The organism is Pseudalkalibacillus hwajinpoensis, from assembly GCF_039851965.1.
Classification (GTDB): domain Bacteria; phylum Bacillota; class Bacilli; order Bacillales; family Guptibacillaceae; genus Guptibacillus; species Guptibacillus hwajinpoensis_E.
The window spans coordinates 951,764-964,548 of record NZ_CP156674.1; the positions used below are offsets into that span (position 1 = coordinate 951,764).

General features: G+C 39.7%; 11 protein-coding genes and 2 riboswitches. Of the genes, 3 read left to right on the plus strand and 8 right to left on the minus strand.

Features of this window, described 5'->3' with window-relative positions:
* Positions 1-28: 28 nt before the first annotated feature.
* A riboswitch (cobalamin riboswitch) is annotated at positions 29-208 on the minus strand.
* Positions 209-269: 61 nt separating this feature from the next.
* A riboswitch (SAM riboswitch) is annotated at positions 270-375 on the minus strand.
* Positions 376-432: 57 nt separating this feature from the next.
* The 3 genes from ABFG93_RS04880 to ABFG93_RS04890 form a co-directional block, all read right to left on the minus strand.
* Entirely contained in the window at positions 433-1,881 is a 1,449-nt protein-coding gene (locus ABFG93_RS04880; protein WP_347551124.1) for a DHA2 family efflux MFS transporter permease subunit, read from the minus strand.
* 41 nt (positions 1,882-1,922) lie between these two features.
* Complete coding sequence (locus tag ABFG93_RS04885) at positions 1,923-2,543, minus strand: TetR/AcrR family transcriptional regulator (protein ID WP_347551125.1); 621 nt, start codon at positions 2,541-2,543, stop codon at positions 1,923-1,925.
* A gap of 362 nt (positions 2,544-2,905) precedes the next feature.
* Complete coding sequence (locus tag ABFG93_RS04890; RefSeq protein ID WP_347551127.1) at positions 2,906-3,103, minus strand: helix-turn-helix domain-containing protein; 198 nt, start codon at positions 3,101-3,103, stop codon at positions 2,906-2,908.
* 356 nt (positions 3,104-3,459) lie between these two features.
* Between ABFG93_RS04890 and ABFG93_RS04895 the strand changes: the two genes are divergently transcribed.
* Positions 3,460-4,911 (plus strand): SulP family inorganic anion transporter, encoded by a 1,452-nt coding sequence (locus ABFG93_RS04895; RefSeq protein ID WP_347551129.1) that lies wholly within the window; start codon positions 3,460-3,462, stop codon positions 4,909-4,911.
* Between the two features lie 132 nt (positions 4,912-5,043).
* On the opposite strand, the gene ABFG93_RS04900 is transcribed toward ABFG93_RS04895, so the two are convergent.
* Together ABFG93_RS04900 and ABFG93_RS04905 are read right to left on the minus strand one after the other, a co-directional pair.
* Positions 5,044-6,315 (minus strand): LysM peptidoglycan-binding domain-containing protein, encoded by a 1,272-nt coding sequence (locus ABFG93_RS04900; RefSeq protein WP_347551131.1) that lies wholly within the window; start codon positions 6,313-6,315, stop codon positions 5,044-5,046.
* 127 nt (positions 6,316-6,442) lie between these two features.
* A complete protein-coding gene (locus tag ABFG93_RS04905; RefSeq protein WP_431522049.1) occupies positions 6,443-7,021 on the minus strand; it encodes a helix-turn-helix domain-containing protein in 579 nt (192 codons plus the stop codon).
* A gap of 119 nt (positions 7,022-7,140) precedes the next feature.
* Between ABFG93_RS04905 and ABFG93_RS04910 the strand changes: the two genes are divergently transcribed.
* A complete protein-coding gene (locus tag ABFG93_RS04910; RefSeq protein WP_347551133.1) occupies positions 7,141-8,109 on the plus strand; it encodes a DMT family transporter in 969 nt (322 codons plus the stop codon).
* A 217-nt stretch (positions 8,110-8,326) separates the two neighbouring features.
* Here ABFG93_RS04910 and ABFG93_RS04915 read toward each other — a convergent pair whose 3' ends face one another.
* From ABFG93_RS04915 to ABFG93_RS04925, 3 genes are all read right to left on the minus strand, one after another.
* Positions 8,327-9,523 (minus strand): alanyl-tRNA editing protein, encoded by a 1,197-nt coding sequence (locus ABFG93_RS04915; protein WP_347551134.1) that lies wholly within the window; start codon positions 9,521-9,523, stop codon positions 8,327-8,329.
* A gap of 129 nt (positions 9,524-9,652) precedes the next feature.
* Positions 9,653-10,006, minus strand: a complete 354-nt coding sequence (locus tag ABFG93_RS04920; protein ID WP_347551136.1) for a DUF1878 domain-containing protein — start codon at positions 10,004-10,006, stop codon at positions 9,653-9,655.
* Positions 10,007-10,247: 241 nt separating this feature from the next.
* Positions 10,248-10,478: a hypothetical protein gene (locus ABFG93_RS04925; RefSeq protein ID WP_347551138.1), complete on the minus strand. Its 231-nt coding sequence runs from the start codon at positions 10,476-10,478 to the stop codon at positions 10,248-10,250.
* Positions 10,479-10,935: 457 nt separating this feature from the next.
* Between ABFG93_RS04925 and ABFG93_RS04930 the strand changes: the two genes are divergently transcribed.
* Positions 10,936-12,210 carry a hypothetical protein gene (locus tag ABFG93_RS04930; RefSeq protein ID WP_347551139.1) on the plus strand — a complete coding sequence of 425 codons (1,275 nt, stop codon included), beginning with the start codon at positions 10,936-10,938 and terminating at the stop codon, positions 12,208-12,210.
* The last annotated feature ends 575 nt before the right edge of the window (positions 12,211-12,785 follow it).

The window sequence follows — 12,785 nt, forward strand, 5'->3', positions numbered from 1 at the left end:
TCATCACCTCCTCTATTAACCCGTAGAGTACATGTGCAGACATAAGGCAGGTCTCCTGGCTCAGGTTCAACGCTTCTTACCCCTTCCCATAGATCACAGTGGTTAGTAAGTCGCTCCCCTTCACAGTGGCGGGACCGCGCCGGAATTACACCGGACTTCCCTTTTAAGCCGTGACATCAGTCACAGCACCATATGCTGAAAGTATTCAATTAAGTAATTTAATAAAAAAACTCTTCCCAGTGTAAAAGGAAGAGTTTGATACGGCCTCTTCCTCATCTTGCAGAAATAACTCTGCAGGAATTGGCACCGTTCAAACATACGCTTGATGGTTGCCGGGCTTCATCGGGCCTTTCCCTCTGCCTCTCTTGATAAGGAATTCTATTAAATTAGTATTCATTGTACATGACGTAGATTGAATTGAAAAGACTTTTCTTATTTTTCAGTAATAGCCTGTTGTGCTTTCAATGGTTCTTCTGTCTCTTTTCCAGCGGCGGGCTTTTTAATAAAGAACGCTAACACGAGTCCTACAATCGCCGAGATTCCAGCTACAATAAAGGAGACATTTACACCATGAACAAGACCTTCAACACCACGACCAGGCTGTGCTGCCTGAGACATCACCGTTACAAGCAGTGCAGTCCCCACCGCGCCAGATACCTGGCGCATCGTATTGTTCATCGCAGTTCCGTGTGGAATTAAATGAGCAGGAAGCTGATTGAGTCCTGCGGTCGTAACTGGCATCATCACCATTGCAACCCCGAACATTCTGACAGCATTGACCACTGCTAGATAAGTGAATGATGTTTGCGGCGTTAAATTCGTGAACATAAAGGTTGTAACTGTTACGATGACAAGCCCAATGATTGCGAGCCATCGTGCCCCGAACTTATCAAAGATCCGTCCTGTAATAGGGTTCATAAAGCCCATAATAAGAGCCCCGGGTAACAGCATTAACCCTGACTCAAATGCAGTGAATCCAAGCATATTCTGCATAAGGAGCGGAAGGACAGTTGCTGCTCCAATCATTGCAATAAACACTACCATGCCAAGAACCGTCGTTAAGGTAAAAACTTTGTATTGAAATACCCTAAACTGCAGAATTGGCTGAGTTAATTTTAATTGCCTCAAGATGAACCAGCATAACGAAATTGCACCAACGATCATCGCAATGATGACCTGCTCACTACCCCATCCATTCGTACCTGCACTACTAAATCCATAAAGCAATCCACCGAAGCCTAAGGAAGATAAGACAATCGATAAAATATCCAACTTCGGATTCGTTTTCTCTGTGACATTTTTCAAGATGAGATATGCAAGGATAAAATCAACTATGACGATGGGCAAAATAACATAAAACAGGCTTCTCCATGGGTATTGTTCAACAAGCCATCCTGATAGGGTTGGACCGATAGCTGGAGCAAATGAAATTACAAGTCCAAACATCCCCATAGCTGTTCCTCTTTTTTCAACAGGAAAGATCAAGAATAGGATGGTTTGCATAAGTGGAATAATAATCCCTGCGCCTGATGCTTGAATAATACGTCCAAGCATTAAGATTGCGAAATTAGGAGCAATCGCACAGATTAATGTTCCCCCAGCAAATAACCCCATTGCTGTTAGAAACAGTGTTCTCGTCGTAAACTTCCCAATTAGAAAAGCAGTAATGGGGATCATAACTCCATTAACAAGCATAAAGATTGAGGTTAGCCACTGAGCTGTACTTGCATCAAGGTCCAGATCAACCATAATATGCGGCAATGCCGTCGCTAGTAGCGTCTGATTTAATATAGCAGCGAACGCGCCAGAAATTAACACAAGCAAAAGTGGCACTTTATTGAAAGACCCAATCCCCTGTGATGTTTGATTGTTTTCGCTCATATTTTTCCTTCTTTCTTTAAGTTATCCTTTTTTTCGCGACATCAATTTGTACCTCGAATGAGCCCAGATTTCAGCAGATTTAATTCAATGCGATATTTTATCATGGCGTCTTCGATTGTTAAATCGTTTGAAATACTGTAAATGAGGTTATGAAACGTTACGGCTTTCAAGATTTGCATCACATGAAACACTTCTTTTTTATCAGTAATATTAAGAAGTGTTGTATCTAATAAATCATAAACGTCATTGAATCGATCATTTAATGCTTCCTCTGTTAAATATTTAGAAAACGTGTTCTCAATCTTATAGTTCATATTTAGGAGGACATTCCGAATAAAATCCCTCTGACCGGTATCTTCTGAGTATTCTAGAACGGATAGAAAAATCTCAGCGATCGCTTCGAATGGATCACCATTAAATTTCTTTAAGTTCAAAATAAAATTCTTGTGACGTTCTTTCGCATGCTCATTTAATAAATAAAAGAAAGCATCTTCTTTGTCTTCGAAATATTGATAAAAACTACCTCTTGGTATACCAGCAGTTTTGAGGATATTTGAAATGGAAGCATCATATAACGACACCCTTGAAAACTCTTTTTTAGCGGCATTAATCAGTGTTTGCTTCTTTTCTTCCTTCAAATTAAAAAACGTTTGTTTCGGCATCTCTTATCACCCACTCGATTATTTATGACACGGTGTCATAATGAACAAATCCTACTATATGTGACACGGTGTCATAAGTCAACCAACTCGTACTAGATCGAGAAATATTTTACGCGCCTAACTAGTCTTGCCTTCACCATTTTGGAAAATATCAGTGGAAATAAAGTTCTGCAGAAGTTGTACTTATGATGAGGAGAAATATCAGTAGAGGGGAAACATCTTTTCTGGAGCATTAGGACCTAATTGTTTTCCTGTTTAAGTTTCGTAAATGAAATAAAAGGAGGATGATCTTTGTATAATTTTCATAGAAAAGAGCACTATTCGCTTCGAATAGCGCTCTTTATTGTAACCTTTTGGCCAACTCATATTCGTTCGCCATTTTTAAGCTTCTTTATTAATTCCGTTAGATCTGACTTTTGAACACGCCAGTGACTTCCAATTTTAAATGCAGGGATTTTCCCGTCCTGAACTAATTTATATGTGGTCATCTCGCTGATTTGAAAGTATTTTGCTACTTGAGAGATCGTCATAATATCATGATGCTCGTTATCCTGACTCATCGTATCGCTCCTTATAAATCTGTCTTCTTATTCTAACAAAGTTCCTCTTACCGTGAACCAAACTTCATGAAAAAGATAACTCATTATAACAAATTATAGCAAATTATAATAAATTCTATTAAATTACCACTTAGAACCAACAAAATGAACGATATGATATTAAAATTACTAAAATCAAAATTGAAGTATACAAAAGAAAATAATCGTAATTAAAAGAAAAACTACTATGATATACGCTTACATAACCATTTTCATTTTCATAGATTTCATGCTAAACTTCATCATGTTGCTAACGGACCCGACTTTTATGAGAGTTAAAAGTCATAACTACAATCAAAAAAGAAAGAGGTGCAACATTGAACTTATCTACAATAAAAGAAAATTGGTTTGGTAATGTAAAAAACGATACGCTTGCTGGTATTGTCGTCGCACTTGCTCTAATTCCAGAAGCCATTGCCTTCTCTATTATTGCTGGTGTTGATCCGATGGTCGGATTGTACGCGAGTTTTTGTATCGCGGTTGTGATTGCATTCGTTGGTGGTAGACCTGGAATGATATCAGCAGCTACAGGAGCGATGGCGCTCCTGATGGTCACACTAGTTGCCGATCACGGCTTACAATACTTGCTTGCTGCCACCATTTTAACAGGTGTGATTCAATACCTGCTTGGGGTGTTTAAATTAGCCCGATTCATGAAATTCATTCCTCGATCTGTAATGGTAGGCTTTGTGAATGCACTGGGGATTCTTATTTTCACATCCCAGCTTCCACACTTTGTCGGTGAATCGTGGGGTATGTACGCGATGGTTGCAGGTGCACTTGCGATCATTTATATCATTCCACGCTTTACAAAAGCTGTACCTTCTCCATTAATAGCGATTGTGGTAATTACAATCATCGCTTTGATGACTGGCAGTGGCGTACGAACAGTAGGTGACATGGGTGAATTAACTCAAGCTCTACCTATGTTTTTAATTCCAAGCATTCCGCTTAATTTTGAAACATTAGCAATTGTCTTTCCTTATTCACTAGCACTCGCAATTGTAGGTTTACTTGAATCGTTTTTAACAGCCCAAATCGTTGATGACATGACAGATACAGAAAGTAATAAGAATAAAGAAGCAAAGGGACAGGGTATGGCAAACGTCGTGACTGGATTTTTCGGAGGAATGGCTGGTTGTGCCATGATTGGACAATCAGTGATTAACGTCAAATCTGGCGGACGCGGACGTTTATCTACACTTGTTGCTGGTGTTTTCCTGATGTTCTTAATTCTTGTTCTGAATGACCTTCTCGTTATGATTCCGATGGCCGCACTTGTTGGTGTGATGATCATGGTTTCAATCGGCACATTTGATTGGTCTTCCCTTGCAAACCTTCATAAAATGCCTAAATCAGATAGTGTTGTTATGGTCGTAACGGTTGTTACTGTAGTAACAACTCACGACTTATCAAAAGGCGTGCTTGCAGGTGTTGTACTAAGCGCCCTCTTCTTTGCCGCTAAAATTTCCAAAGTGCGAATCGAAGAGAAAGTCGATGATGTGAATGAGAAAACAATCTACCATGTAAACGGTCAACTATTCTTTGCTTCTGTAACAGATTTCGTTGATAGCTTTAACTTTAAAGAAGAACCGATGAACAAGGTAGAAATCGACTTATCTAACGCTCATGTCTGGGACGACTCAGGTGTAGGAGCCGTTGATAAAGTCGTTATGAAATTTAGACAGAATAAGATTCATGTCGAGATTACCGGTGTCAACCAGGATAGCTCACAGTTGATAGATCGGTTAGCGCTATATAATAAATAAGAAAGTATAAAAAAGAAACGCTCAGAGCTAAATTGAGCGTTTCTTTTTATACTTTTAGACACATTTCTTGTTCCAGATGATTTTGCTGTTTAACGTGTGATAATCGCCTGGAAATTCAAGTGCTTTAACAACCTATTTTAAGACGAATATGTTCTTCTTAACGTATGCCCAATTTTGCGGAAATTTAAAGCGCAGCCGCCAATAAGTTGCTCCGAGGAGGTTATAAACCTCCATTTGTTTATATTTCGCAGTGATACTCTGGATATCTTCAAACCATACCAGATGATCCACCATATTCATATATCGATAACCGTAGTTTGGAGCCTCTGCCACCCACTCATATTGAATAGGAATCCATGCCTCGATGGCACGGTTTTGTGCGTTTTGTACTGAAAGCATTTCTGCCACTCTTCCCGTCTGTAGTGGAAGAGTCCAGTCATACCCATAAAGGCTCATCGCCATCATTATCTTGCGCCGGTTGATCTGTCCAGTTGCATACATCAATACCTGTTCAACCCACCATACAGGCGCAATGGGATCAGGCGGGCCAATCGCGTATCCGTAGTCAATTGTCATAATAGAAACGATGTCTACAATCTCCCCAATTGCCCTGTAATTAAGGAAACCAACCAATCGATTCGTCGGCATATCGCTACTTTTCGAATGCGCATTAATTTGTAGAATCAGATTCCCTAGACCTTCTTTTAACTCCTCTAAAAATGCCGTAAAGTCATTCCTTCTATCTGGAGGAACGAACTCAAAATCAATACTTACTCCTGCATAGCCTTTATCATTCACTTTAGAGACAAGATTCCGTACCAATGCACTTCTTCTTTCAGAATTATGGAGAACGTTATCAGCTAACGCTGGACTAAACATTCCCTCTTCATAATTACTGATCACAAGTAATGGCTTGATATTCAGTTCTTTCGTTTTTTGTAAAATCGAGGCATCATCTATCGAGAGCAGCTCACCTTCACGTGTGAATGAATAAGTGAAAATGGCTAGATAAGTTATCGACCCTGCAAGATCATCGAGAATATCTAAATAAGGCGAACCCTCTAGTGCATCAAAGAAAACAAGTGATTGCATCGAGTACTTTTGCAAAGTGGGAATTCGGATTCTTAGTCCGACTGGAAGCGCATTGGGGTTAATCCCTGGATTCGCTGCAATGATGGCTTGAACCGAGGTCTTAAATTGTTGGGAGAGTTTCCAATAAGTATCTCCGGGCTTGATTTGATAGTATCTTACAGGCAGCTGTTGATCCGGGATATACAGATTCAAACCAGGAACAAGCCGATCAGAGACAAGCCCGTTCACTACCTTCAAAGTTGAAATCGGCACACCATAAGAAATTGAAATCCTCCATAAATTATCCCCAGATACTACCGTATGGATCGCCATCGGATATCCCTCCATTACTCAAAAAGCTCTACTGACATCCTATTTCTGAATAAAGGAGTTCATGAAGAAGAATTTACTTTTAGTCCGACAGGAGATTTAGACATCTGTTTCGTCTGGTGTCTTAATCCTATGATTTTGTATAAATCATGACGAAATGTAAAACCGCTGGAGTAGAATTACGATTAAGATAACCATGTTCTTGATCGGCACTAAACTTGATTGAATCATAAGTATTTAGCTCATAGAATTCATTCTTTACTTGAACCATTACGCTTCCTTCCATAACTGTCACATATTCAATAACGCCCGCCTGATGGGCGTCTGCATAATATTCGCCTCCCGGCTTTAAAAAGGCCCGATGTGTTTCTATTGATCCATATCCTGCGTTTGTAAACATCGGTTCTAACATCAGTTCCTCATTTGTACTTAATACTTTATTACCTTCATTTTTACGGGATATTGCGACCTGCTGGGTTTCAGCAAGTAAGGTTGAGATGGGAATCGAGAGCCCATTCGCTATCTTCCAGATTACCGTTAGAGAAGGATTAGCTTCCCCTCTCTCAATTTTACCCAGAGTTAATTTGCTAACCTCAGTAAACTCAGCTAATTCCTGTAGACTAATATTTCGCTCTTTCCTGATTCTTCTGAGTGTATGGCCCACCTGCTTAGCTACTTTCTCTGCATCTTTCATCGTTTCTTCACTCACATTATGTTCCTCTCTATCATTTTCTCTTGTAATTTAATAAGTGTTCATTTAGTATACTATAATATACTAAAAGATTATTATAATATACATTATTCTCACAGGAAAGGGATGTATACAAAATGAAGGAAATTCTAATTGGTATTCTTGCTTCGATGTTTTTTGCCGTTACGTTTATTTTAAATCGGTCAATGGAGTTAGCTGGAGGAAGCTGGATGTGGAGCTCCTCATTGCGATTCCTTTTTATGGTACCTTTTTTAGTTCTTATTGTATTCGTCAGAAACAATCTGAAACAAGTCTTCACAGAAATGAAGAGAAATTTTTTCCATTGGACTTGCTGGAGTTTCATTGGTTTCGTGCTATTTTATGCCCCATTAACCTATGCTGCTTCATATGGTCCGGGCTGGCTTGTAGCTGGAACATGGCAAATCACGATCGTCGGAGGTATCTTTGTATCACCACTATTCTTCACAACCATCGCAACACCATACGGAACCAAGAAACAACGTCACAAGGTGCCAATAAAAGCGCTTTTGATATCGACTGTTATTCTAATCGGGGTCGTTTTGATTCAGCAACAAAATTCAAGAACATTATCCACTAATGAAGTTGTCATTGGTATATTGCCAGTCATTGTTGCCGCGTTCGCCTACCCATTAGGGAACCGAAAGATGATGGAGCTTTGTGCAGGTAGACTCGATACATTCCAACGTGTTCTTGGCATGACATTAGCAAGTTTACCATTCTGGTTACTAATATCCTTTAGTGCCTATATTAGAGTTGGACCACCATCTTCAGGTCAGCTCATACAATCCTTTATCGTTGCCATAAGTTCAGGAGTCATAGCAACAACGTTATTTTTCATTGCAACAGATCGGGTTCGAAATCATCAAGTAAAGCTTGCAGCAGTAGAAGCAACCCAATCCACACAAGTACTTTTTGTTATAGCAGGTGAAGCTGTACTCCTTTCAAGTCCATTGCCAGGTAGTGTAGCGTCCACCGGGGTCCTTCTTATTGTTCTTGGGATCGTCTTTCACAGTTACAACGTAAAAAAGAAAAACAGTAAGCAACCTAAGAGTATTAGACTTTAGAAGCGTAATGAAAATTCAAAAGGAATAAACAGCAAGGACTAATACGTTTAAGGATCAGGTAGCTCGAAAACCCTTTGCGAAAAGTGAACTTCCACCGTTCGATGAATCCCCTTTAGCTCTTGCTGCCCTTTTTGTTGATTCCTTCAGTATTTTATAAATTATTCACTAAATCGAAGAAATTCAATAAAGCACTGGGAGCTATTCCCCAGCACTCTTTCTATTGCAAACTTACCTTTACTAACTCCATCATAACTTCTTCTGCAGAACGAATTGCTTCTCCGCCACCCTGAGCAAAGTCCTTCTTCCCTCCACCTTTGCCGTTTATAAGTGGAAGGACTCCCTTTAAAGCAAGGTTCATGTCCATGTTTACTTCTGATCCTCTTCCGCAAACAATCTGCATCTTACCCTCCATTTCACTTATAAAGAAAACGATTATAGTAGCATCTTCATTTAAAATCGTTTTTGCGAGCTTTTGTAGCTCACGCATACCATACTCCTTAGAGATTAGATGGACAACTCGCTGGTCATGGATCATTCCTGCAGACTCCAATAGCTCTTTTGCTTCATAAGTAAGAAGGCGATCCTTCAGCTCATCGATTGTTTTCTCATGCTCCTTGGACTGCACCAATACGCGATGTGCAGCCTGAACGAGATCAGATTGTGGTACATTGAGCACGTTAGTCAAACCAAGCACAACACCCTGTTTGTCATAAAGCTCTGTAAGGACTCGATTGCCACAAACAAAATGAACGCGCGTTTGTTTTTTCTGCTTCTCTATTTTCAGTATACTCACTGAGCTAACCTGTCCTGTAGACGAAGGATGTGTACCTCCACAGCCGCTATAATCTACTTCCGGAATGATCACAAGGCGAATATTATCTGCTACCGCAACCTGTTTTCGAAGTTTGTATTCAGCTAGTTCTTCTTCATTCACCCACTTCGTTTTAATTGGGAGATTGTGCTGAATTACTTCATTCGCGAATGCCTCTGCCCTCCTTGCTTCCGCTTCGTCAAGTGAAGGAATATCAAGATCAATCGTACACATCTCCTGTCCAAGATGGAAGCTTACGGTTTTGTATCCAAATTGGTCTTCAAATGCTGCTGATAGAATATGTTGACCAGCATGCTGCTGCATATGGTCGTAACGTCTCGACCAGTTGATTTCACCATTCACTTCCTTCTGATCATAGAATGTGCTTTCCAAGTAGTGACGGATTTCACCATTCACTTCTTCCACATCGATTACATTCAAACCGTTTAGCGTTCCTGTATCATGTGGTTGTCCCCCGCCTGTTGGATAAAATGCGGTTTGGTCTAACACCACATAAGTACGACCTGCTTCATCATGCCCCTGTTTAATAAGTTTTGCAGAGAAGGAGGTTATGTATGGGTCTTGATAGAATAATTTAGCCATTAAAATCACTTCTTTCACCTTATACTAAATTTACTTCACAACTCATCCTATCATGTTTCAGGAAAAATATATTAATTCATAACCTTCATCAAAAAAAGCAGTCAAAAATCGACCGCTTCTTCTAGATTCTTAATAATAAAGCTCCATCTCATACAGTTCTCTAAAAACATCTTCCCAGCAGTCATTTTCCCAGAAGACGCGCGTCAGGTATTCGACAAACTGGTAATCACCTGATTGTTCTGGCACAATATGATAAATTTCTTTCTCGAACGTTCTGTGATCGACGGGCTCTTTCATTAAAATCTTCTCCTGATACCTATCCATTAACGCCATAATCTCGTGATACTGCTTCTTCGTAATCTGGTACTCATAGAGCATCCGGTCGATCGATGTATTCGAATATAGCAAGTCCTGTCTGAATAAAAGCATCTCGATGGTTTCCTCAAGCTCAGCAATACGCTTCACCATTGCCACGTTATTCATTTCGATCCCTCCAATTTATTAAATCCATAAGTCTTTGAAAGGGGTTACAGGAGTGCACACAAACGTCAGACTGTCAAACCGGACAATAAACTTTTCCACGACCTTAGTTATCTTATTTCTCTACCATTATAATCTGAAAACTCTTTCATTTCTATGAAGATCATCACATTAACACATAAATGAAACAATTATCTCGGAACAGAAAGAAAGGGTGATCCGACTGGATCACCCTTTCTTTCTGCTAGACTTGAATTAACTCATCGATCTCTTCATTACGTTTTTCACGCTCTTCTTGTGAAGCAAGATCATATTTTTTCAGCAAGTGAAACAGCTCATTTAATGCTTCTTGAGAAAGAGTCTTCTCCAAGAAACGGTTTATGCCCTGCACGAGTGAATCGGGCATGTAATCAGCCTGCCCTTTAAGTTTCGTTAAAACATCACTATATGAGTGATCGATCGTACATTTCCCCATTTTCAGAACCTCCCGAACTACAATTAAGTGTTATATTCCACTTTACTTTTTTCTAGTGAATTTCGCTAGTAATAAAGCAAAAACAAGCAAAGCTACTCCTATTAAAACGACATTTTCTGAAATAAAGTCCACAGTGACACATCTACCTTTCATCATCTAATTAATCTGGAATAATGAAATGATAACATAAACCAAACTTTCAGAGATTTTTTTGATTGGTATTTCTTGTAGATTTGAATACTTCGAGTTATTTTCGATCTTTCTCGTTCATTAAAATTTATAGATATATCTTTTTCGACTACTTACAATCATTTCCCCGGAAATCGACTACAAGTTTACAGAACGGTTCTATTAAAGTAGACAAAGTAATTTTTTTACCCTCGACACCAACTGTCCTTTCTTTCATACAGTACTGTGTATAATAACTTTATCAACTATAAACAGTGGGAGGAATCGTATGAAAGCCCTTCGTCTGGTATTCTTATTTTCCCTTTTACTTCTAGTAACTTCCTGCAACTTTTTGACTAGCTCAAACTCTTCTGAAAAGGTGGAGGCAGAAAAAGAAACGGTGGACAAGCTCTCCGAACCATCCGACCAGGCATTGTTTCAAGAAGGTACGTATAAATGGGAAAAGGACGGCGTCATTTTGGGTGCGGTCGACCTTACCGATCCGCTTGATGACTCGTTCACCTTCATGCTCCAGGCTTATGATGGAATAAATGTTGGTGAAATTTCCGGAACGGCAATCGTTGAAGGAGATACTGCGACATTCACGCATCCTGAAAATGGAGAATGCAAAGCTAGCTTCGGATGGCAGGAAGATCGTATGACGATAGATACAAGCGAAGGATGTCAGAGTGTTGCTGGAAATAACGTATCATTTACGGGTATCTATACCTTGATTCCGATTGGAAAACAGACTACCTCAGAGGATAGCGCAAGTGAAACGTCAGAATGGCGTGAAGCTCTCTATATCGACCCCAAATTTGAACAAGGTAATCTGAGTATCTCAAACGTCACCGCTGAATCTTTCCAATTTTCCTTTGACGTAAGTAGCGGTGATCATGTTGGCGAACTCAGTGGTACCGCTCAGATTACCGGTAATGAAGCAACATTTCAAGATAAAGACCAGCCTGATTGCACAGGAACGTTCACTTCTACGGATGGTGTCATCTCGTTCGAAGAAGATTCCTGTCTCTATTACCACGGAGCAGCTGTTGATTTTAATGGTAGCTACACAATGACAGATCAACCACCACTTGCGAGTTCAACTAAGAGAGAAGCCAACTCATGTGAAGCTTCACCTTTCCATTCCGACTTATTAAAATTTGCTAAGCAGGGCCACTTGAAGGATCCGTCCATCTTTCTCGGTCTGACTGAGGAAAAATTAAAAGAAGAGAAACCATCTATGAAGTTTGAGGAGACTTTATATGAAGGGATCCCAGGCTTTTATGATGAGACGTATGCATACTTAATGGCGAATGAAGAAGTATTCAACCTCCGCTATGACGCCCTATCAGAAGGTGCTGCTATTCCTTATGAGGATATGCTTTGCCAGTTCGGAGAACCAGACGAGGTCGTTTTGAATGATATGGATAGTGAATACCTGCATGTTTACTACGCCGGAGACAACAAACTATCATTTGTTTCAGATAAGGAAGGCGGAGACATTAAAGCGGTAGAATTAGAATCAATGGAAGATAAGCTGAAAGCAAATCCAATTCAGGATTAAACGAACCCTCATCAGGTCTACGATCTGATGAGGGTTTTTCTACATATGACTAATGATGATCTCATCTGCTAATCTGTAACCTTGCATTGGTGCGCTTCTTCAAAACGACTAATTCTTACATCAATACTATTATTATTTCCCCATAGAACCTCGTCATAATGTGGAAAGATGATTTTTTCGGTGAGGTGTCGCCTGGTTAAATCTTTCAAGTTGACATGATTTATTTCTGACGTGAAGAACTGTACAATGTCGATATTGCCCCAAGCACAACCGCCCCTGCCGAAACACCCACAATCACAATGCCGTTACCAAACCCAACTTCCGAGCCCACCACTTTGTCGCAGATAATAGAGTAAATAGCACGGGTTTCCTCCATTGATATAAAATCGAAGATTTCCAGTATCGACTTTATCGAATTCTATATCAATAAACCTCACACTTCTAAAATTCATTTCCTGAAAAATCTTCCTTCGCCTTCTTTGGCAAATTGATTTAGTTTCTTTTCTTTTACAGAAGCATCGTAATGATTCCTACATTGGTTTCTTCAGGCATCTTATCGATTAATCTTAAGAATT